The sequence below is a fragment of the Mesorhizobium onobrychidis genome, from assembly GCF_024707545.1.
Classification (GTDB): Bacteria; Pseudomonadota; Alphaproteobacteria; order Rhizobiales; family Rhizobiaceae; genus Mesorhizobium; species Mesorhizobium onobrychidis.
Window position 1 is genome coordinate 5,455,092 of the sequence record NZ_CP062229.1, and the last position, 20,187, is coordinate 5,475,278.

Annotated in this window: 19 protein-coding genes and 3 pseudogenes; 9 read left to right on the plus strand and 13 right to left on the minus strand. The window is 61.7% G+C overall.

Features of this window, described 5'->3' with window-relative positions:
* The first annotated feature begins 489 nt into the window (after positions 1-489).
* A complete protein-coding gene (locus IHQ72_RS27155) occupies positions 490-642 on the plus strand; it encodes a hypothetical protein (RefSeq protein WP_258118421.1) in 153 nt (50 codons plus the stop codon).
* 102 nt (positions 643-744) lie between these two features.
* The gene (locus IHQ72_RS27160) at positions 745-1,515 is read left to right on the plus strand and encodes a TIGR01458 family HAD-type hydrolase (protein WP_258118422.1); all 771 of its coding nucleotides are present in this window, start codon (positions 745-747) and stop codon (positions 1,513-1,515) included.
* Between the two features lie 37 nt (positions 1,516-1,552).
* Here the strand turns inward: IHQ72_RS27160 and IHQ72_RS27165 are convergent, their stop codons facing one another.
* Positions 1,553-3,085 carry an FAD-dependent oxidoreductase gene (locus IHQ72_RS27165; RefSeq protein WP_258118423.1) on the minus strand — a complete coding sequence of 511 codons (1,533 nt, stop codon included), beginning with the start codon at positions 3,083-3,085 and terminating at the stop codon, positions 1,553-1,555.
* A gap of 284 nt (positions 3,086-3,369) precedes the next feature.
* On the opposite strand from IHQ72_RS27165, the gene IHQ72_RS27170 reads away from it, so the two are divergent.
* Together IHQ72_RS27170 and IHQ72_RS27175 are read left to right on the plus strand one after the other, a co-directional pair.
* A complete protein-coding gene (locus tag IHQ72_RS27170) occupies positions 3,370-4,341 on the plus strand; it encodes an SDR family oxidoreductase (protein WP_258118425.1) in 972 nt (323 codons plus the stop codon).
* 86 nt (positions 4,342-4,427) lie between these two features.
* Positions 4,428-4,640: pseudogene (locus tag IHQ72_RS27175) on the plus strand (HAD family hydrolase); the annotation flags it as partial.
* Here the strand turns inward: IHQ72_RS27175 and IHQ72_RS27180 are convergent.
* The 8 genes and pseudogenes from IHQ72_RS27180 to IHQ72_RS27215 form a co-directional block, all read right to left on the minus strand.
* Complete coding sequence (locus tag IHQ72_RS27180) at positions 4,599-4,841, minus strand: response regulator (RefSeq protein WP_309508698.1); 243 nt, start codon at positions 4,839-4,841, stop codon at positions 4,599-4,601. The pseudogene IHQ72_RS27175 and the gene IHQ72_RS27180 overlap by 42 nt on opposite strands.
* Positions 4,838-5,479, minus strand: a complete 642-nt coding sequence (locus IHQ72_RS27185) for a sensor histidine kinase (protein ID WP_258118427.1) — start codon at positions 5,477-5,479, stop codon at positions 4,838-4,840. Before IHQ72_RS27185 ends, IHQ72_RS27180 begins: the two co-directional genes overlap by 4 nt.
* Positions 5,383-5,871 (minus strand): annotated as a pseudogene (locus IHQ72_RS27190) (tyrosine-type recombinase/integrase); the annotation flags it as partial. The pseudogene IHQ72_RS27190 and the gene IHQ72_RS27185, both read right to left, overlap by 97 nt.
* A 378-nt stretch (positions 5,872-6,249) precedes the next feature.
* Positions 6,250-7,608 (minus strand): phosphatase PAP2 family protein, encoded by a 1,359-nt coding sequence (locus IHQ72_RS27195; protein ID WP_258118429.1) that lies wholly within the window; start codon positions 7,606-7,608, stop codon positions 6,250-6,252.
* Between the two features lie 316 nt (positions 7,609-7,924).
* A complete protein-coding gene (locus IHQ72_RS27200; protein ID WP_258118431.1) occupies positions 7,925-9,268 on the minus strand; it encodes a DUF763 domain-containing protein in 1,344 nt (447 codons plus the stop codon).
* Between the two features lie 143 nt (positions 9,269-9,411).
* On the minus strand, positions 9,412-10,110 hold the full coding sequence (locus IHQ72_RS27205; RefSeq protein WP_258118432.1) for an MgtC/SapB family protein: 699 nt from the start codon (positions 10,108-10,110) through the stop codon (positions 9,412-9,414).
* 58 nt (positions 10,111-10,168) lie between these two features.
* Positions 10,169-10,642, minus strand: coding sequence for a GFA family protein (locus IHQ72_RS27210; RefSeq protein ID WP_258118434.1), 474 nt, complete (start codon positions 10,640-10,642; stop codon positions 10,169-10,171).
* A 13-nt stretch (positions 10,643-10,655) separates the two neighbouring features.
* The gene (locus IHQ72_RS27215; protein ID WP_258118435.1) at positions 10,656-11,300 is read right to left on the minus strand and encodes an alpha-ketoglutarate-dependent dioxygenase AlkB; all 645 of its coding nucleotides are present in this window, start codon (positions 11,298-11,300) and stop codon (positions 10,656-10,658) included.
* Between the two features lie 147 nt (positions 11,301-11,447).
* On the opposite strand from IHQ72_RS27215, the gene IHQ72_RS27220 reads away from it, so the two are divergent.
* The gene (locus tag IHQ72_RS27220; protein WP_258118436.1) at positions 11,448-11,663 is read left to right on the plus strand and encodes a KTSC domain-containing protein; all 216 of its coding nucleotides are present in this window, start codon (positions 11,448-11,450) and stop codon (positions 11,661-11,663) included.
* Between the two features lie 68 nt (positions 11,664-11,731).
* On the opposite strand, the gene IHQ72_RS27225 is transcribed toward IHQ72_RS27220, so the two are convergent.
* Positions 11,732-11,947: a hypothetical protein gene (locus tag IHQ72_RS27225; protein WP_258118438.1), complete on the minus strand. Its 216-nt coding sequence runs from the start codon at positions 11,945-11,947 to the stop codon at positions 11,732-11,734.
* 175 nt (positions 11,948-12,122) lie between these two features.
* Between IHQ72_RS27225 and ku (IHQ72_RS27230) the strand changes: the two genes are divergently transcribed.
* Positions 12,123-12,983, plus strand: coding sequence for a non-homologous end joining protein Ku (gene ku / locus IHQ72_RS27230; protein WP_258118440.1), 861 nt, complete (start codon positions 12,123-12,125; stop codon positions 12,981-12,983).
* Positions 12,984-12,986: 3 nt separating this feature from the next.
* Positions 12,987-15,536 (plus strand): DNA ligase D, encoded by a 2,550-nt coding sequence (ligD, locus tag IHQ72_RS27235; RefSeq protein WP_258118442.1) that lies wholly within the window; start codon positions 12,987-12,989, stop codon positions 15,534-15,536.
* Between the two features lie 33 nt (positions 15,537-15,569).
* Here ligD and IHQ72_RS27240 read toward each other — a convergent pair whose 3' ends face one another.
* Positions 15,570-16,568, minus strand: a complete 999-nt coding sequence (locus tag IHQ72_RS27240; RefSeq protein ID WP_258118444.1) for an ATP-dependent DNA ligase — start codon at positions 16,566-16,568, stop codon at positions 15,570-15,572.
* 85 nt (positions 16,569-16,653) lie between these two features.
* Positions 16,654-17,457 (minus strand): non-homologous end joining protein Ku, encoded by an 804-nt coding sequence (ku, locus tag IHQ72_RS27245; protein ID WP_123149539.1) that lies wholly within the window; start codon positions 17,455-17,457, stop codon positions 16,654-16,656.
* Between the two features lie 396 nt (positions 17,458-17,853).
* On the opposite strand from ku (IHQ72_RS27245), the gene IHQ72_RS27250 reads away from it, so the two are divergent.
* Both IHQ72_RS27250 and IHQ72_RS27255 read left to right on the plus strand, forming a co-directional pair.
* Complete coding sequence (locus IHQ72_RS27250) at positions 17,854-18,543, plus strand: phosphoribosyltransferase (protein ID WP_258118446.1); 690 nt, start codon at positions 17,854-17,856, stop codon at positions 18,541-18,543.
* A 10-nt stretch (positions 18,544-18,553) separates the two neighbouring features.
* Positions 18,554-19,297: pseudogene (locus tag IHQ72_RS27255) on the plus strand (thiamine pyrophosphate-dependent enzyme); the annotation flags it as partial.
* A gap of 628 nt (positions 19,298-19,925) precedes the next feature.
* Here the strand turns inward: IHQ72_RS27255 and IHQ72_RS27260 are convergent.
* The gene (locus IHQ72_RS27260) at positions 19,926-20,174 is read right to left on the minus strand and encodes a hypothetical protein (RefSeq protein ID WP_258118447.1); all 249 of its coding nucleotides are present in this window, start codon (positions 20,172-20,174) and stop codon (positions 19,926-19,928) included.
* Positions 20,175-20,187: the final 13 nt, after the last annotated feature.

The window sequence follows — 20,187 nt, forward strand, 5'->3', positions numbered from 1 at the left end:
TCGACCTCATTGCGAATGTGTTCGCCGGCGCGTGGGCTGCCGGAGTGCTTGCCGCCATCTGGTATGTCCGGATGCGGCCCTCGCCGCCCATTGCCGAAAGTCAGCAAGACCGCGATTTGCGGGAATGGCTGGGCGGCCAACTGTAAAGATCGCTCTTGGCGGATTTCCGACGGGGCCTAACGTCGCCGTTCACCGCCGCCCGGCAGGGATCGTTGTCGGTTGCGGGTCGCGTCCGGCCTCGTTGTCTGCGGGTCCACACGCATTGCGGCGAAGAGGTGCCTCCTGTGCTTGCGGAGTCGATGGCATTATTCCAACGGCACGGCCTGTGAATTTCCACTGCCAGACCGAACCCGAGTTCGACCGGCTTAGCGATCTGGTGGCCGCGATGGCCGACCGCGCGCGCCTGCCCTTCCAGATCGGCATCAGCCAGTCCAATCCGCGCGTCGCGCGTGAGCGGCTGATGCGGGTGTTGCACTTCGCCCGGCGGCGGTGCAATTCACGCTCGACAAAGCGATGGCGGCGGCCGACGGCTGGGCGCCGCTTGGCCCGCGACTGCTCTGGCCCTACAGCTCGGTTCCCGACGGGGAGATCGCGACGCTGGCCGAAGCCGCCCGCATGGCCTTCCCCGAATGGTTGCAGTGACCGTCGGTTAATCGAGTGCGCCTGCCCGCCCTGATCCAAAAGGAACAACAATGGCCTTGTTCCGGATTTGACGCATGGCGGACTCGTGGTCATGCTGGACCGATGACAAGGGGTGTACTGCTGGACCTCGCAGGCGTCATCTACGATAGCGAGATCGCCATACCAGGCGGGATCGACGCTGTCGCGCGTTTGCGCCAGGCCGGTTTGGCCATACGCTTCGTAAGCAATACCACGCGCTCGTCGAAACAGAGGGTTCTCGAACGTCTGGAGGCGATGGGACTCACCGTTACCAATGCAGATGTTTTCACGCCGGCGCACGCTGCACGCGAATGGCTGCTTCGCAATGGCCGCGCGCCATACTTGTTGGTTCACCCCGGCCTTGCGCCGGATTTTTGCGAACTGCCGGATCGCGACAAGCGCGCCGTCATCGTCGGCGATGCCGGAGACGCCTTCACATATGCGGCGTTGAATGACGCGTTCCGCGAACTGAGCGCGGGGGCCGAATTGCTGGCTCTTGCCACCAACCGGACGTTTCGGGATGCTGACGGCGGGCTCAGCCTCGATGCAGGGCCATTCGTCGCGGCATTGGAATTTGCCTCCCTGAAACGCGCAACCGTTCTCGGCAAGCCCTCGCCGGCATTCTTTCTGTCGGCGCTGGCAAGCATGGACTGTCCGCCGGATCAGGCGATCATGGTCGGTGACGACGCCGAGGCCGATATAGCTGGCGCCCTGCGCGCCGGACTTTCGGGCGCGTTGCTGGTGCGGACAGGCAAATACCGGCAGGGCGATGAGAAACGGTTTGATCCGCGCCCGACCGCAACCGTCGCCGATCTCGCGGCGGCAACCGACTGGATCATTGCGCGCCGAGACTGATTGCGCGGGCTGAACCGGCCGTACAGCGGGCGCTTCGCTAGGTGATTTGGCGCTCCATTTCCACCTCGGCCCCTAGACTTTCGATGTCGCGGAAGATCGAAGCGACAGCCAGCGTGCGCCCTTCGCGCTTGAAGCGGAGCAGGCAATCCTTGGCAACGATGTCTCCATCGATCGCGATCTCGTCCCATTGCACGGCATGGCCGACGTAGTTGATGGGAACATCGTAATGCTGGCTCCAGAAGAACGGCACGGCGACGAATTTCTCGCGATGGCCGAGCATGTTGAGGGCCGCGGTTCGCCCCTGCCTCTCGGCAACTACCCAATGCTCGACCCGAATGTTCTCGCCACTGTGAGGATCTGGCCACCGCGCAATGTCGCCGGCCGCGAAGATGCCTGGTACGCTCGTCTCCAAAAAGGCATTTACTACGACACCGCGGTCAAGGATGAGCCCCGCTGTTTCGGCAAGCCCTGTCCGCGGTCGCACGCCGATGCCGACGACGACGAAATCCGCCGCCAACGAATCGCCACTGCTGAGTTTCACCTTGCTGCCGTCGATGCTGCTCGCGGTGTCCTCGAGATGGAATACGACACCATTCTCCTCATGGAGGGCGCGGATGAAGTCGCCCATTTGCGGACCCAGGATCCGTTCCATGGGCCGTTTTTCCGGCGCCACGACATGAACTTCGATCTCGCGCGAACGCAGAGCCGCGGCAACCTCCAGGCCAATGAAACTGGCGCCAAGCACGACGGCGCAGCGCGCAGTCATGGCTCGCTCGATGATCGCCTTGCAATCTGCGAACGAGCGCAGCGTGTGAACGTGTGGTTGGTCGGCGCCTTGTATGGTCAGGCGAACCGGTTCGGCTCCGGTCGCAAGGAGTAGCCTGTCGTAAGGAGTCCGGGCCCCGTCCGCGAGTACAACCTCGCCAGAACGTGCATCGATGCTGGCGACGTTCGCATTGAGGCGCAGGTCGATATCGTTCTTTGAGTAGAAGCTTTCCCCGCGGAGCGGAATCCAATCCTCCGGTGCTTTGCCGGCGAGGTAGTCCTTGGAAAGATTGGGTCGATCAACGGGCGGCGCTTCGTCGTTGCTGAGCATGACAAGGCTGCCTTGATAGTCCTCGCGCCGCAGTCTTTCTGCCGCCGCGAAACCGGCCGCGCCGCCACCGACAATGACGATCTTCTCCGGAACCTGGCCGGAGCCCCCATCGCGCTGCTTCGGTGCCGGCCGTTTGCGCTTCTCGCCCACGAATATCCGATCATCGCGTTGTTCCACCGACCAGCAAGCGAGTGGACTGAAAGCAGGGGCGCGCAAGGCCTCGCCTGTACGCAAATCGAAGCACGCGTGATGCCAGGGACACCGGACGGTGTCTCCCACCACAAGACCGTCGACGAGCGGCCCGCCATAATGTGTGCATGTCGCTCCGATGGCGAAGACCTCGGCCCCGCGGCGCACCAGCAGCACCTGCTCATCGCCGCAATGGCCGAGGAGCTTTGCGCCATCGGGAAGATCGGATAACGCGATGCCCTCGACCAGATCCGGCCCGTTTAGTTTGCTATGACCTTCAGCCATTTTCCTCTCCTTTGGCGCGATCCAGTGTCAAAATCGCCTGTACGGACGAGACGCGGGAAATCTCCGGTCCACCAGCCTCGGAACGCCGCGTGCTGGCTGGCGCGCCGTCAGTTTCTCGGACACCGCTTGCGCCCAAACGTCCGGCCGCGTCATTCGTTGCCAGTTGGGGCAGTACGCACCGTCGATTTCCTGGCGATTTGGATTCGCTGCTGAAGGAATGACGCCGTCGCGTAAACTTTTTCGCCGGGCATGCGTTGTTCGTTCTCCAAGCCGAGGAGACAGCCATGCAGATGAAATCGGAAATCGCCGGCGAAGCCGCCAAGCAACGCCACATCCAGCGCGGCATCGATGCCAAGGACAAATCGAAGGGCAAGGGCAAGCAACAAGGCGCCATGCAGGCCGGAGCACGCAAATATCCCGAGCCGCCCTTTCCCGAACAGCACCAGCCGAAGCCGGGGCACGAATGGGCGATTGAGCCGGCGCCGCTTTACGATGCGCCGTTCTATATCGGATCGAAAAAGCTCGACGGCAAAGTGGCGCTGATTACCGGCGGCGATTCAGGCATAGGCCGTGCGGTGGCCGTGCTCTATGCGCGCGAAGGTGCCGACGTGGCGATCGTCTATCTGTCCGAGGATCAGGATGCCGAAGAGACGAAGAAGGCCGTCGAAGCCGAGGGCCGGCGCTGCATACTGGTCAAGGCCGACGTCAGCGAGCGCGACCACTGCCACAATGCCGTGGCTGAGGTGGTGAAGGAATTTGGCCGGATCGACGTTCTGGTCAACAACGCCGCTTTCCAGATCCATTCCAGCGACTTCAGCGAGCTGACCGAAGAGCATTTCGACACCACGCTGAAGACCAACCTCTACGGCTACTTCCACATGGCGCAGGAGGCCGTGCCGCATATGAAGCCCGGTTCGGCGATCATCAACAGTGGCTCCGTAACCGGCATCGAGGGCTCGAAGCAACTGGTCGACTATTCAATGACCAAGGGCGGCATTCATGCCTTCACGCGCGCACTCTCCGGCAACCTTATCGAAAAGGGAATCCGGGTGAACTGCGTGGCGCCAGGCCCGGTGTGGACGCCGCTCAATCCGTCGGACAAGCAAGCCGGTGACGTTTCGAAATTTGGCGCAGACACCCCGATGAAACGGCCCGCACAACCGGAGGAGATCGCGCCCGCCTATGTGTTCCTCGCCTCACCGCATTGCTCGAGCTACATCACAGGCGAGATATTGCCGATCATCGGCGGCTACTGAGTGCTTGTCGCCCGCTCAGCTCGATCGTCGTGCAACCTCACGTGTGACGGTGGTAGCGGCGATCTCAGATATGAAATGGTCGACAGATGTATTTCATTGCCTTGGCGACAGACTATGACGGCACGCTGGCGCACGATGGGATCGTAGCTGAAAAGACGCTTGCTGCTCTCGAACGGGTCAAGAAAAGTGGCCGCAAACTCATACTAGTCACTGGCCGCGAACTGCCCGACCTCAAGCGCGTTTTTCCCGAGCTCGGCCTATTCGACAAGGTCGTCGCCGAAAATGGGGCGTTGATCTATGCGGCGGGCAGGTTCATACCCGTCGATCACCGGAAGCTGAATGTCCATCAGGATCAGGTCTGGCTTCTCAGCTGCAGCGGCAGCGACACCGGCAGCACCGTCCGCGGCCTCGATCAGTTCGTATTCGGTTGTGGCGATGAGATCGCGCACGATCTGCCGGTTGTCCTCGGTGTCTTCCACCATCAGGATTCTCTTGCTCATGCTGCCTTCACATCCTCTCCCACCCGGATCGGTATTTTCATGCGGAATGTCGAGCCTGAACCCGGCACGGACTCCACGCCTATGGTTCCACCATGCATTTCCACGATACGCTTCGAGATCGCCAGGCCGAGACCCGTGCCACCCTTTTGCCTGGTGCTGCTGCTATCGACCTGCTGGAATTCCTCGAAGATAAGCCCCTGGTCTTTGGGTGCAATGCCGGGACCTGTGTCCCGCACTGTGATCTCGAAATGTCCGTCGACCGCATCGGCGAGAATGTCGACCGCACCCGTCTCGGTAAACTTGACAGCATTTCCTGCAAGATTGAGCAGGACCTGGGTCAAGCGGCGTTCGTCCCCGCGGCCGATCGGAAGGTTCTCGGCAACAGTCGTCGCAAGCTTGAGCCCTTTCGCTCGCGCTAGCAGCTCCACGGCCGTAACGGTCGATCGAACGATCTGCCCAACGTAATAATCTTCGAGCGCCAGCGTGAGCTGGCCCGCTTCGATCTTTGAAAGATCGAGCACGTCGTTGATGAGCCCCAGGAGATGTTGCCCGTCTTTTTGTAGATTTGTGAGGCCTTGGTCCGTCTCATCGAGTGTGTTCCGTATCGTTTCGGGTCGAGACCGATACTGGAGACCCATTTGTCGATGATCCTCCCATACTGCCTCGTCGACATGTGCGGTCTGGCCCGGACGCGGCTCGGGAACAGGAAATCCGTTTCGGCGAGGCGGCGGCGCGCGATCCATGCGCCGACGGCCGCGCGCGTCTGCTCCGTGATTTCGAACTGCACTGGCCGTCCTGTTTCTTCTGTACGATCACCGCCCGATCACGAACGGTACCGGAAAGGGCAACGTCTCCGACGGTGATGGTGACAAGGTCGCAACCCCGCAGCTTGCTGTCGATGGCGAGATTGAACAGCGCAAGATCGCGTTCCGCATCTTGCCACCTGCAGTCGCGTCCGGATGCTCCAGACCTCTCGTGGCTTAAGCGGAGGCTTATGGCCAACGATGTGGCCTCGGTTCCAACTAGGCATGGTCCTTCTCCCATGCCGCCCTCCCGCAGCGCCCGAAGCGAGCTCGCGCATTGTAGCGCCTCTGGAGCCGACTGTAGGGGTACGTTCAACAGGTTGCTGATTTCGGCTCGCCCAATGAGCGGAGCACGGCAATAGGCGCAGTCGCGCCATTTCCGGACTTTCGGTGTGTTCGCGAGCCGCTCTCAGTCTCACGCGGCTACATCACGACCACGGGAACGACGGAGCGGCTCGCGACTTGTTCACACGTGTTTATGCCTCATTCACCGAGGGGTCTCGATGCTGGCTATCTCGTCGATGTGAAGGAATTGCTCGGCCAACTGCCATGGGTGCTATTCGCAAATGGTCGAGATGGCATCAAAAGAGGCCTCCTTCCTTCCGCTAGTCCGCCCCGTCGGTTTTTGCCCGTTCGATAAATTTCCCCGCGACCGCTTTACCGAGCGCGGCGCCGGCCCGGTTGTCCATTTCATAGTGGATGCCTGCCCAGACGCGGGAATCACCCGCCTCTTTACCAACCGCGCGGATGAACTCCGCATGGCCGGGAAACAGGTACGCCAGGACCTCGCATCGGGCAGTCGAGAGCGTGGAGTGGTTCGACGGATAACTGGGATGGGCCGGCACCGCGAACAGGGGAGTGATGCTCGCGTCAAGCATGTTGGGCCGCAGATACCAATAGGCGTACTTCCCGTCGTTGCTTGCAATGTAGGCGTCGTAATAGACCGTTGCGAGCATCGCGTAAGCCCGCGCGGCACGCGGCGGGTTCGTATCCGTCTTGTCCTCGAACATCCACTTGCTGGCATAGTCATACCAGTCGGTGAACAGGCCGGATGGGCTTTGCCAGTAGAACGCTTTGTAGCTGTTAGGGAATTTTCGTTCAAACTGTCGGATTGCATCCATCTCGGCCTTTACGGCCGGGGACTGGCAGTCGGGCGGCGCCGGCGGCCTGAATTCATCGGGTGCTGCCAGCACGATCGGCTTCCAGTTTGGCATGGTTACATTGGCGGGTTTGTTCCCGACCCACATGCACGGCCCGGTCGGAACAGTGCCGGTCCACGCTGCATCGGAGCCATCGGCCTTTGCCCGCGCAATCACCTGCTCTGCGACCCTCCGTCCCAACTCCAGGCCGGCGGAAGAATCGCTTGGGAACTGGACACCGGCAAGGACACGCGACTGTGCCGCTTCTTCGGCCATTGCCTTGAACGACGATGTCTCTTCGGGAAAGAAATAAGAAAGAACGGTCGCAGCAGCTCCGGCGGCTGCGGCATGCTCGGATGGATAGGAGGGACTCCGCGGCGGCGGCAGCGCAGTCGCCAGTGTCGCATCCGCCTCGCTCGGGCGCGGCCGATTGTAGAAGTACTTTGCGTCCCACGCAGCGATGGTGGCGTCGTACATCGCCATCGTCAAATAGGTGTAGACGCGGTGCGCATTTGAAATCTGCTGGTTCTCGAGAAGGCGATTGTTGACCAGATCGATCCATCGGTACCCAGGCGAGCCGGCGTCCCAGAAGGTGATTTTGTCGGCGGCAGCCGGATCCTTTTGCGCCAAGAGATCCCGCATCTGCACCAATTCGGCTGCTGCGGCGGAGGCGTCAGGCGGTGGCGGGACTCGGAAGTCCTCGCCAGACGTGATTACCCATGTCTTCCACGTTCCAGCCTCTGGTTCTATCAAATCCGATTGGGCGAAAGCGCAGTTCCCTGAAAAGAGGATTACCGCGCAGGCCTTGCCAAAACCGCTAAGCATGCGAGCCTCCCATAGCCCCCGCCCAAAGACGGAAGGTTTTCCGTTTTCACGGCCCTTCCACCTTTATTTTAGCCAGGTCTAATTATACCGCGAGGCGCTGCTGGGTAAAAGGACAAAAGTTGGAGCCCGGCAGCGTTGTGAAAGGGCACGTCCGAAGGCCACTGTCTTCCTGATTTGCACCCACTTCCTATCTTGCCGATCACATTGACTGGCACTTTGACCAAGGCGCAAGTCAGCACCGAGATCGTCTTCACGAAGTCAGCGTTCAAGCGTGCAGCAGGGGTTTGAATGTCCGATTTGGGTCAAGGCTTCCCCTTCAATTTCTCCGACGGAAGGGCAGAGAAGGGTCGAAATCGGTATTTCGTTGAATTGCGATCCGGCCCGCTTGTCCCTTTTGTTTGATTTGTTTGACGTACGCGGGCGCCTCGGGTGCGGCCTCCCAGCCGAACACGCTGCGACCGCCGAGCAGATGCGACTGGTCGAACTCTCCGGCGACGATTTCCTTCAGGCTGGGGCCTGTGACATAGCGTTCGACCTGTCGTGACTGCTCGTCGAGCCGCTTCAAGGCACCGATTTCTTCGTCGCGGCCGAGCCTGGCCTTGTGGACGGCGGACTTCAGCACGCCGATCGTCTCGTCATAGACCTTCAGCGGCACGGGGAATGGATGCCTGTCCTTGCCGCCATGCGCCAGCGAGAAGCGGCCGGGATCGGAAAAACGGCATGGCGCGCCATGCAGAACCTCGGCAACCAGCGCCAGCGCCCGCACCGTGCGCGCACCGACGCCGGGGACCAGGAGAAGTTCGGAGAAATCGGCGGGGCCACGCTCGGCAGCCGCAGCCATGTTGCCATGAAGACGGCGCATGACGACATCGCTTTCGCGAACGTCGTGGTGGGCCGGCATGACCAGGTGTGGCAGCATCGGCTGCTCGGGCTCCGGTTCTGTAGTCACGTCACGCTCGAGCGCGGCGAATTCCCTCAGGATGCGATCCGGTCCGAGGTCCTGCAGCAGCTCCAGCTGCCCCTTGCGCGACGCGTCGGCGCGGTGGTCGGTCAGGTTGACGATCTCGCCCTGGTTGGCGCCCTCGATGGCGGCATGCGGCTGGTCGACGAAACTCTTCAGGCCTTCGGACAGCCAATGATAACGGCGCGCCACCTTGCTGTCGCCGTTCATGCCTTGCTGCACCACGACCCAGTCGCCGTCATCGGTCACGATGAAGCCATGCAGATAAAGGTCGAAGCCGTCCTGGACAGCGGCGCTGTCAACCTTGGCGACGAGCCGGCTGGCCGTTGCCAGGCCTGTTCCGTCGAGGCCGACGCGCTCGCCGATGACGGCAAGCTCGTGCGGGGTCTTGCGCGAATGCGCGCCGCGGCCGCCGCACACGTGAATACCGAGTTCGCCGGAGAGCGGAGCCAAACCACGTTTAAGGGCGCCGATGACGCTGGTCGTGATGCCGGAGGAATGCCAGTCCATTCCCATGACGGCGCCAAACGACTGGAACCAGAAGGGATGCGCCAACCGGCGCAGCAGCTCCTCGCGACCGTAATGGTGAATGATCGCCTCGCACATGACCGCGCCAAGACGCGTCATGCGGTCGCCGAGCCATTTCGGCACGCGTCCGCCATGAAGTGGAAGGTCTGCGCTTCCCGATCGTTGTGCCAAATCTTGCCGCCTGTTGCCGATCTATGCCTTGCGCTCAACAGATAGGTACCAAAAGCGGGGTGAAGAAGCGATGACGCCCGTTTCGAGATGCCGATGCTGCCTGCCTGGTGCCAGGCCCGCTTGGCAATCAGGTGTAGCGGTTATCAGGTAGATTCGCTGACGATATTAAACTTCTCGATGTCGCAATGCTCACCCACCAGTGTCAATAAATCCGTCGGCGGCGGTCCCTTGTCAGACCGCCTCCAGCTGATCTCGAACGACACCACGGGGCTGTCGCGATCTGGGCGCCGCTCCATTCCAACCAGGCGCGCTCGATAACCGGAGGGCCCGGTGATCGCGTCGAGGTCGTCATGATCCGCCGCCTTCCAGGTGAGCGCCAACACGGCCTGGTGTTCGCGCGGTATCACCAGATCGACCCATTTCAACACGAGCAGAATGACCAGCGTCAGCACCGTCCCGGCTGCGCCCAAGGCGTATTGGCCACCCCCGAAAGCCAATCCGATCATCGTCATCATCCACAACGTGGCTGCTGTAGTGACACCGCTGACAAGACTGCCCCGGCGAAGAATGGCGCCGCCACCGATGAAGCCGACGCCTGTCAACACGCCCAGGGGAAAGCGAAGAACGTCCATACGGACGAAGGAATTCGGAGCTTTGCCGCCAACCTCCAGCAGAATGGTGGCCTGTGTCATTGCGATCGCGGCGGCCAGCCCGACCAGGATGGTTGTCCTGAGGCCGGCCGCCTGTCCGCGCGCCTCCCGGTCGAGGCCAATCAATGAACCGGCGAGCACGGTCAGAAGCAGGCGTGCCGCGATGTCTTGCCAAACCGGAATAAGAGACATCGGTAAACCCTGATCGCCGCTGGTGTTTGGATTACGAACTGATCGCAATTCAATTCGGCTAGGGCCATTCGGGTTCCATCGGCGGCGTTTTGCCGGTTACCGATCGGCTGGATTTCCGACTGCCGGATCGCGCCGTCTTGAATCTTCCCACACGCGGCAGATCGTCACGAAATTCCACCCACGGCAGCTTCATATCCCAATAGGCATGGGCCTGCGGCGCAAAACGTTCGGGGTGGTCGAAGAAGCCGATCGTCACATAGAGTTCTTCCGGAAGCCCTTGGTCGAGATAGGCTATGGATGTCCCGCAATCGGCACAGAAGGTGCGGAGCACGCCTCGGGTCCTTGAGAACGTCTTCGGCCAGCCGGTCAGCAGTCTGAATTGGGCCGGTCGATAGCCGACCCAGACGGTCAGCGGGCTCCCTATCGCCTTGCGGCGATCGTCATCGTGATCGGAGCAAATCCGGAACGGGTCGCCATCCATCTCAGCCGTTATCGAACCGCAAAAACAGGAGCCGGTCTCGATCCTGGTCATCGAACCACCACTTCTACCGAAGCGACCGTTGCGGCCGCAGGGTCCGCAAGGTGATCGAATAGCGGTGCTCGGCAAGCGGCGGAATGCTGTGCTGCCATTCGGTGCGCGCCGGTCCCGTCATCAGGTAAGCCGACCTTGGCTCGAGGATGATGGTCTGGCGATCCCATCCAGCGCCGTTCTTCCGCCGGAGCCGAAAGCTGCATGGCGCAAGAAGAGAAACGCCGGCCACGGCATCGAAATGCGGCTTGTCGCGATGCCAGCCGATACCCGCGCCGGGTCGGTACTCGTTGATCAAAACCTGCACGAAAGCATCGGCGGGCAGCCGCGCAAATGCCGCCACCTTGTCTCTGAGCGGCATCAGAAAAGCAGGGATCGCCGGCGCCTCGACGACTTTGCGTTGGTCAAAATCGTAGCGCAGGCCAAACCCGGCGACGCGCCGGTTTGCGAGATGGCCATGAAAGTCGAAAGGCTGGAAGGCGAGACTTTCGAGCTGCCGCACCAGCTCGGCCTCTTCCTCCGCCGTGATCAGCTCCGGCTGGTAGTGAAATCCTTCCGGCCTATCGTCGAGCACGCGCGGGTCGGGCGCGCGAAAGTCGGGCGCACGAAACAGGTCGCCTTGGCCAGCGAATTCGGGTTGCCTGGTTTTGAGCGTTGGCATCAACCCTAATTGGTGAAGCCGGCAGGTGGCGGCAAGACCTTGGAGGCGTCGAGCCGGCCGGCTCCATGTCTTGCGCGAGACGGAACCTGGCTTGCCGAGGTGGGTTATTGCCTAGACGCGTTGAGTGTTGGGGTCAGGTGTTGGGAAATGCCTTCAACTGCCATCCGAAGCATCAATTACGATCCAGCGACGAGAACCCTCTCCGTATGGTTTGTCCCAAGCGGAAATCGCTACGATTACGATGACGTGCCGCCGCAGACCTACGCTGCATTCCGCAAAGCCTCATCAAAGGGTCGGTTCTTCAACGCGTTCATTCGAGATCGGTTTAACCACCATTTGGTCGAGCCGAGCCAGTCGGGGTGAGATCCGGTGCCCTGTCGTCCGTCATGCATGAGGGAAAGAAATGGCTGCATCGTAGATCAGCCGATCCTTCACTGCGCCGGCGGCGTGCCGGGTTGATCGCCGCCCGTGCTCGTCTTGGGCGTCGGATCCTTGTCGACCTCGGGATTTTGGTCGACGGTGTTGGTGTTGCTCTGTGTCGGTTCCGTGCTGCTGGTGCTGCCCTGTGTCGGTTCGGTCTCGTTGCTGCAACCCGCTAAAGCCAGAGCCGCCAAAAATGATAGGCTCGTCAACGACAGTCTCGTCATGGCCAACCGCTCCCTTCCTGCTCGACAACGGCGGGTTGCGAATTTGGTTGCAGCGGAATGGTTTGGCTGTGAGCCAGCCTTTCTGATCCTCGCCGTGCAGGCGCCAAAGGAACAAATGTCGGCACCGCCACGTTGCATTTCCAGTGCAAACGCTTGTGACAGTGAGGCTGTTGTCTTGGCGCCGAGAGCAAATTGGAAGGGCTTCCTGAAAATTGGAGAACTCAGCTGCCCGGTAGCGCTCTATACGGCTGCCTCGACCTCGGAGCGGATCGCCTTCCACACGATTAACCGCGCCACGGGCCATAGGGTGCATCGCGCCTTCGTCGACAGCGATAGCGGCAAGCCCGTCGAGAAGGACGATCAGGTCAAAGGCTATGAGATCAGCTCGGGTGAGTACGTCGTGCTCGAACCCGATGAGGTCGCAGCCGCTGTCCCCGAGAGCGACAAGACGCTGTCGGTCTCGGCCTTCATCGGCTGTTCCGACGTCGATGATGTCTATTTCGACAAGCCGTATTACCTGGCGCCGCCGGACAAACACGCGGAAGAAGCATTTGGGCTGATCCGCAAAGGCATGCGCAGGAAGAAAGTCGCCGCCATCGCCCAGACCGTCCTGTTCCGGCGCGTCCGGACCCTGCTCATCCGCGCCTATGACGAAGGCCTTGTCGCAACCACGCTGAACTTCGATTACGAGGTGCGCTCGGCGGAGGAGGCCTTCGACAACATTCCCAATATGAAGATCGAGGGCGAGATGCTCGAACTGGCCGAACACATCATCAAGACCAAGAGGGGCAAATTCGATCCAACCAAATTCGACGACCGTTATGAGGCCGCGCTGGCCGAGCTTGTGAAGGCAAAGCTCGAAGGCAAGAAGATCGCAATTCCGAAGCAGCCCAGGCGGGAGAAGGTCGTCGATCTTATGGATGCGCTGCGCCAAAGCGCCGGCAAGCAGCCCGCGACAAGAAAGCCCGCGGCAAAATCAAAGCCGGCGCGCCACGCGAAGGCGAAGGCAAAGGAGACGCGTCGGAAAGCCGGCTGACCGATGGCGCTCGAGACCTACCGCAAGAAGCGCAATTTTTCCGTGACCCCGGAGCCGCAGGGCAGCAGGGCACCGAGGACCGGAAACAGCTTCGTCATACAGAAGCATGATGCGAGGCGGCTCCACTATGATTTTCGTTTGGAAATGGACGGCGTCCTGAAGAGCTGGGCTGTCACGAAAGGGCCGAGCCTGATCCCCGGCGAGAAGCGCCTTGCCGTCCATGTCGAGGACCATCCTCTGGAGTATGGCGGTTTCGAAGGCACCATCCCGAAGGGCGAATATGGCGGCGGCACCGTTATTCTGTGGGACAGAGGCACCTGGACGCCGATTGGCGACGCGCATCGCGGCTATGCCAAAGGCCATCTCGATTTCGAACTTCACGGCGAGAAGCTCGGCGGCCGCTGGCATCTTGTGCGGATGGCCGGAAAGCCGCGGGAGAAGCGCGAGAATTGGCTGCTGATCAAGGGCGACGATGACGCCGCGCGCACCGAAGACGACCCCGATATTCTGGACGAGCGGCCGGAATCCGTCGCGACCGGCCGCAAGATCGAGGACGTCGCCGGCGAAGAGCCCGGCTGGTCGTCCAAGACGGGGCGCATCCGAAAGCAACGCAGCGGCCGCACGAGGGCCGCTCCACCGGAAGAGCAGCCCGCCACCGTCAGCGTTCCAGAACCGTCAAAGATCAAGGATGCCAAGAAGGCAGCGCTGCCCGATTTCGTCGAGCCGACGCTAGCGACCCTGGTCTCGTCCGCGCCGTCTGGCGAACGCTGGCTGCACGAGATCAAATTCGACGGCTACCGCCTGCAGGCCAGGCTCGAAGCCGGCCGCGTCAAACTGTTGACGCGGAGCGGTCTCGACTGGACGAAGAAGTTTGGAAAAGCGGTCGTTTCGGCGCTGGCCGATATCCCTGTCGGCACGGCGTTGATCGATGGTGAGCTCGTGGTCGAGACATCCGCCGGCGCATCGGATTTTTCCGCCCTGCAAGCCGATCTCAGCGAGGGTCGCAGTGATCGTTTTCGCTTCTACGTCTTCGATCTGCTCCATCTCGACGGCTACGATCTGCGCGACGTTGCGCTGATCGACCGTAAGGAATTGCTGGAAAAGATCATCGGCAGTGATAGCGGCATCGTCAGCTACAGCGGACATTTTGAGGAGGATGGCCCCCTGGTGCTGCGACATGCCTGTCGGCTGAGCCTGGAAGGCGTTGTCTCCAAGCTTCGCGATGCGCCCTACCGCGCCGGGCGCAGCAAGAACTGGGTGAAGTCGAAATGCTCCGCGCGGCAGGAATTTGTCGTGGCCGGCTACGTCCCCTCGACAACTTCGCGCAACGCGATCGGTTCGCTTGTCCTGGGTGTCTATGACGACGGCAAGCTTCATCATGTCGGGCGCGTCGGCACCGGCTACACTGCAGCGGTTGCACACGACCTCTTCAAGAAGCTCGAGCGGATCCGGATTCCGTCAAGCCCGTTCGACGAGCGGCTGAGCGCGGACGAGGCTCGGCAAGCCCGCTATGTCAGGCCGGAACTCGTCGCCGAAGTCGAGTTCCGCGCCTGGACCGCCGACGGCAATCTGCGCCATGCCTCGTTTCGCGGATTGCGTGAAGACAAGCCGGCGAAGGAGATCGTGCGCGAAACGCCGAAGACGAACAAGGCAGCACCCAAACCTCAGCGCCGGACCGTGAAGCTCACCCATCCCGACCGCCTCTACTGGCCGGACCAGGGCGTGACCAAGGAAGGCCTCGCCGACTATTATGCCGAGGTCTGGCGCTATGCATCGCCGTACCTCGTCGGCCGGGCGCTGGCGTTGCTGCGATGTCCCAGCGGTATTTCGGGCGAGCAGTTCTTCCAGAAGCATGCCTGGAAAGGTCTCAATCCAAACATCGTGCTGGTCCACGACCCCAAGGATCCGCCCGACGAGCGGCTGATCAGCATCAATGATCTCGATGGGCTGATCGGTCTTGTCCAGTCGGCGGCGCTGGAGATCCACCCCTGGGGCTCGATGGTGAGCGATTGGGAGCGTCCGGACACGATCACCATGGACCTCGATCCCGGCGAAGGCGTGAGCTGGGAGGCGGTGATCGAAGCCGCCGTCGAGACCCGCGATCGGCTGAAGGATGCAGGGCTTGTCCCCTTCATCAAGACCTCCGGCGGCAAGGGTCTGCACGTCGTGGCGCCATTGAAGCCGATGGCCGAGTGGCCGGCGGCGAAAGCCTTTACCAAGGCGATAGCCGACTCCATGGCCGCCGACAGCCCCGGCCGCTACGTCTCGACCATCACCAAATCCAAACGGCGCGGAAAAATCCTCGTCGACTATCTGCGCAACCAGCGCGGTGCGACCGCCGTCGCACCCTATTCTACAAGAGCACGACCCGGTGCGGCGGTCTCAATGCCGCTTGCCTGGGACGAGCTCGGCCCCGGCATCGGACCGGCCTATTTTAGCGTCGGGAACACGCCGACCCGGCTTGCCTCGCTGCCGTCGGATCCCTGGCAGGATTTCCGAGCCGCCGCAGCGCCAATCGAAGACCGTGCAAACCGGCGCAGGAAAGCGGCTTGAGGGTGGCGTTACGAAGGGCATGCATAGAAATAATCAGGCGATCTGCTCGAACGTGCATTGCTCCGGAGCCTTGTCCGGCCGCCAGCGCAGAAACTTGGTGCCATGCCGGAAACGGTCGCCGGTGACGTGATCGAAGCGTACTTCGACCACCAATTCGGGCCGGACCGGCTCCCATTCGCCGCTGCGCTCGGTGCTCCAGCGGCTCGGCCCGCCCGGCGCTTTTCCGGTGAAGCCGGGTAGCTCGCGCATCGCTTCGAGTTTGCGGGTAAGCTCGGCCCTGTCGTCTTTGGCAATGGTCGAGGTGAAACCGACGTGATCGAGTTTGCCGGCCTCGTTGTACAGACCCAGCAACAGAGAGCCGACCTGCGGGCTGTTGCTGAGATAGCGAAAGCCGCCAACCACGCAATCGGCCGACCGCAACCGCTTCACCTTCACCATCGCGCGCACGCCCGGCTGGTACGGACCGTCCAGCCGCTTGGCGACCACGCCGTCCGTCTCGCCATGTCCGGCATCCCCTAACCAGGAGCGGGCTTCCTTCACATCGCGCGTACAGTGCGAAACCACGATGTTCCTGCGGTTTGCCGAAGCGACGAAAGCCTCAAGGATCGCTCGCCGTTTTTTCAGGGTCCGGGCCAACCAGACGGTTCCGTGCTCGTCGCAGAGCATGTCGAACAGGACGATGTGCGCCGGGGTTTCGGCGGACAGCTTGCGGATCCTGCTCTCGGCGGGATGAAGCCGCATCTGGAGCGCGTCGAACGAAAACTTGCCGTCGATCGAGATGACGATTTCACCGTCGACGACAAAACGGCGCGACGGTAGTTCCTTCAACGTCGCGACGAGTTCGGGAAAATAGCGTCCGAGCGGCTTGCCTGACTTTGCGCGCAACTCCACCGCGTCATCCTGCCGGAATGCCAGGCAGCGAAAACCATCCCATTTGCGCTCGTATTGCCATCCGTCTCCTTCGGGAATCGCATCGGCCGCCTTGGCCTCCATCGGAGGCGTATCGAGCGGCAGGAGGAAATCGCGGGTCATCGGCGGGTGCTGTCGAGAGCAGGATCGCGGGGTATGACCTTCATTGTGCTGCCCTTGTCCCCCAGCCCAGCCTGCTCCCAGGCGCTTATTTCCGCTTTCCGGCCTCCGAGCCGATGCTCTTGCGCAACGCATCCATGATGTTGATCACGTTGCTGGGCGGTTGCTCGGCCTTGGCCTTTGCCTTTGCCGGACCCTTCTTGCCCTTCTTCTTCGAGGCAATGATCTCCAGCAGCCGCGCCTGGACGGGATCTCCGGTCATGGCGGGATCCCACTGCCTGGTCCGCTCATCGATCAAGGTCGAGACCATGTCCATCAGTTTCGGGTCGGGTTTGGCGTCTTCGATCTTGCCGAAATAATCCTCGGGATCGCGAACCTCGTCACCATAGCGCAGTGTCCACAGCACGATGCCCTTGCCTCGCGGTTCAAGCATGACGGCGCGCTCGCGGCGATACATGACCAGTCGCGATATTCCAACAGTCCCTGTCGACTGCATGGCATCGCGAATGACCGAGAATGCCTCCTCCCCGACCGGATCGTCAGGAGTGAGGTAATGGGGCTTGTCGTACCAGATCCAGCCGATGCTGTCGGCATCGACAAACATGTCGATGTCGATTGTACGGGTGCTCTCCAGCGCGACTGCGTCGATCTCATCGTCCTCGAGCAGGACGTATTCGTCCTCGCCGCGCTGATACCCCTTCACCTCGTCGTCTTCAGCAACGGGCTTGCCGCTGACGGCATCGACATATTGGCTGACGACCCGATGCCCGCTCTTACGATTGAGCGTGTGGAACCGGACCTTTTCGCTCTCGGTGGTAGCCGGTGTCATCGCGACCGGACAGGTCACGAGCGAAAGCTTCAGATAGCCTTTCCAGAAAGGACGTGGCGCCATCGAGGACCCCCGGCAGGAGTAAAACAGTCGAACGCGCCAGGGTGATCGATTGTTCCAGCAGCGTTTTTTTCGCGCGCCCAAGGCTCGCCAGCAGGAATCCATCATTTTTCCGGTTCGAGACGGAACCGATGGGCGCAAGCGCAGTTCGGGACAAACAAACAGCCCGGCGGCAGCAAGGACCTAATCGCTAGCGTTGGCGATAGCCCACGGGATAACCCTTTGCCGGAGAGCATCTGGGCCCAGAACCGGGTTCTCAGTCGCATCGTTCGCCAATTTTTACCAAGGGTCGATGAAACAATTTGCCTCCGATCGCCGTTTCGCCAGCAAGGTGAATTTGGGCGAGGAGGAGGCCTGCTACGCACCGATGCCAGGCCCGTCCTTGGAAAGGTGAAGACAATGATCTTTGACGCGCCGAGATTCAGGGATCGAACGGATGCGGGGCGCCAGCTTGCCGCCGCCCTGACCGGGTTCGCGGCAACCGATCCTCTGGTGCTGGCGCTGCCGCGCGGCGGAGTGCCGGTCGGCTTCGAAGTGGCGAAGGCACTCCGTGCCCGGCTCGACGTGCTGCTTGTGCGCAAGATCGGCGCACCGGGCCATCCCGAATATGGCATCGGCGCGGTCGTCGACGGGGAAAATCCGCAGCTCGTCCTCAACGAGGAGGCGATGGCTTTGGTCCAACCGTCAGACGATTACGTCGAGGCAGAGAAACGGCGGCAACTGCTCGAAATCGAACGCCGCAGAAACCTCTATCTCGGCAGCAGGCCTGCGGCTTCGGTCCTGGGCCGGACCGTCATCGTCGTCGATGACGGCATTGCCACCGGAGGCACGGTCAGGGTGGCGCTCAAGGCGCTAAGGAAGGATCGCGCCGCGCATGTCGTCTTGGCCGTTCCGGTCGCACCCCGGGATACGCTCGACCTGATAAAAGCCGATGTGGACGAAGTGGTCTGTCTCGCCACGCCAGAGCCGTTTGTTGCGGTGGGCCGATATTATGAGGATTTCGCGCAGACCACGGACGCGGAGGTGATCCGGCTGCTGCATGAGGCAGAACAGTTCGAGAGAAAATCGTCGATGCGATCTGCCGGTTAACTCATCGCAGGACAGATCCTTTCTCGAAGATGCACAACAGAGCCTACAGCGCTGGCGCAGGATGATGGCCGAGGCGGAAAGCCGGGACGACGTGCCGCTCAAGCCGCAGCGTGTCGTCAAGGCATTCGGCGACCGAATGCCGGCCAATGCGATCCTGGCTAGCGATTCCGGTCAGAACACCGAACTTGCCGCCCGTCATATCGATATCAAGGCAGGACAGGATTTCGCCGTCTCCGGCTCGCTGGCAGCGATGGCCTGCGGGCTGCCCTATGCGATTGCCGGCGGGATCGCCTTTCCGGGCCGGCCGGTTTTCGCGGTGGTGGGCGATGGCGGGCTCGCGATGCAGCTTGGCGAATTCTCGACGGCCGTGCGTTACAAGATTCCGCTCAAGCTTCTGGTGATCAAGAACAACATGCTCAACCAGATCGCCTGGGAGCAGATGATGTTCCTCGGCAACCCGCAATTTGCCTGCGAACTCCAGCCGATCGATTTCGCTTTGGCAGCTGAAGCTATGGGAGGCATCGGCTACAGCGTCACCCGGCCTGAGGACGTCGACGGGGTCCTTGACGCCGCTTTTGCCGCGGAAGGTCCGGTGATCATAGAGGCGGTCGTCGACGCGTATGAACCTATGCTGCCGCCGCGCATGCCGGACGAATATCGCAAGAACATGCGCATAGCGCTGCGGGAAACGCCGGGCCGTAAGGAGATCGAAGCAAACCTGGCTCGGGAGCCGCTGAAGACGATGATGGGCTGACGGTGCTGCCTGACGACGAGGCCGCTGACCTGCAGGTTCCCTGGCCGGTCACTTCTTGACGTAGGCGCCTGGCTGGCGGCCGCTCTTCGGTGCCTTGGCATCCTTGGAACGCTCGGCGATCGAAGGACCGGCGCCGGTTGTCTTTTCTGTCGCGGCACTGGGCGTGGCCTGTCTAGGCGGGTCCTGCCCTTCGGACTGACGGGTTTTGTCCTCCCCTCCTCCTTTGACCGGGTCAGGCCCATCCCGCCGGCAGGCTTCTTGTTGCCGGCCGCCTCCTGGGAGAATTGATCCGACGCGTCCGCGTCTTTCTTGGCCGGGTACTTGGTCGCGCCATGTTCGTAACGGGTCTCCTTTTCGGTCATAGCATTTCTCCGATTTCCTCACTCACCTCGATGGCGGCTAAACACTCTCGTTACGGTCCGGGTTCCAACTGCCGCTAGAGCGGCGGACTTTCAAATCGAGTCGTACCGCCGCTCTATCTTTTTGTTTGAGCATCGGATTTCCCCAAAACCGGTACCCACTTTTGGGTCCGATGCTCTAGCGCTCCTGACGGCGGCCATACGCGATGCGTGCAGCGCCCGCCGGCGCGGCTGCCGATATTCGGCAACGCTCAGGCGTCCTCAGCCGCTCAGGCATCCTGCCATGGCGTGTGCAGAATGTCGGCGCCCGGCTGCTCGTCGAACAGTACCGCGCAGCCGCGCTCCCACGCCACCGGCGACAGGGCGTTGGCCACGATTTCGTCCGGCGAGATGAAATCCCCGGTCAGCACCCGCAACTCTTCCACGGCTTTGGCCATCGACACCAATCGCCCGGCGGCGCGGCCGGTCGTGCAAGCGTTGATGACGGAAACGAGATCGATCATTTCGAAGTGGCCCATCCTAGGCCTCCGC

Coding starts and splice junctions, on each gene's coding strand:
- IHQ72_RS27160 (WP_258118422.1), top strand. CDS start 745: ATGACAAGGGGTGTACTGCTGGACCTCGCAGGCGTCATCTACGATAGC.
- IHQ72_RS27165 (WP_258118423.1), bottom strand. CDS start 3,085: ATGGCTGAAGGTCATAGCAAACTAAACGGGCCGGATCTGGTCGAGGGC.
- IHQ72_RS27170 (WP_258118425.1), top strand. CDS start 3,370: ATGCAGATGAAATCGGAAATCGCCGGCGAAGCCGCCAAGCAACGCCAC.
- IHQ72_RS27180 (WP_309508698.1), bottom strand. CDS start 4,841: ATGAGCAAGAGAATCCTGATGGTGGAAGACACCGAGGACAACCGGCAG.
- IHQ72_RS27185 (WP_258118427.1), bottom strand. CDS start 5,479: ATGGGTCTCCAGTATCGGTCTCGACCCGAAACGATACGGAACACACTC.
- IHQ72_RS27195 (WP_258118429.1), bottom strand. CDS start 7,608: ATGCTTAGCGGTTTTGGCAAGGCCTGCGCGGTAATCCTCTTTTCAGGG.
- IHQ72_RS27205 (WP_258118432.1), bottom strand. CDS start 10,110: ATGTCTCTTATTCCGGTTTGGCAAGACATCGCGGCACGCCTGCTTCTG.
- IHQ72_RS27210 (WP_258118434.1), bottom strand. CDS start 10,642: ATGACCAGGATCGAGACCGGCTCCTGTTTTTGCGGTTCGATAACGGCT.
- IHQ72_RS27215 (WP_258118435.1), bottom strand. CDS start 11,300: ATGCCAACGCTCAAAACCAGGCAACCCGAATTCGCTGGCCAAGGCGAC.
- IHQ72_RS27220 (WP_258118436.1), top strand. CDS start 11,448: ATGCCTTCAACTGCCATCCGAAGCATCAATTACGATCCAGCGACGAGA.
- IHQ72_RS27225 (WP_258118438.1), bottom strand. CDS start 11,947: ATGACGAGACTGTCGTTGACGAGCCTATCATTTTTGGCGGCTCTGGCT.
- ligD (WP_258118442.1), top strand. CDS start 12,987: ATGGCGCTCGAGACCTACCGCAAGAAGCGCAATTTTTCCGTGACCCCG.
- IHQ72_RS27240 (WP_258118444.1), bottom strand. CDS start 16,568: ATGACCCGCGATTTCCTCCTGCCGCTCGATACGCCTCCGATGGAGGCC.
- ku (WP_123149539.1), bottom strand. CDS start 17,457: ATGGCGCCACGTCCTTTCTGGAAAGGCTATCTGAAGCTTTCGCTCGTG.
- IHQ72_RS27250 (WP_258118446.1), top strand. CDS start 17,854: ATGATCTTTGACGCGCCGAGATTCAGGGATCGAACGGATGCGGGGCGC.
- IHQ72_RS27260 (WP_258118447.1), bottom strand. CDS start 20,174: ATGGGCCACTTCGAAATGATCGATCTCGTTTCCGTCATCAACGCTTGC.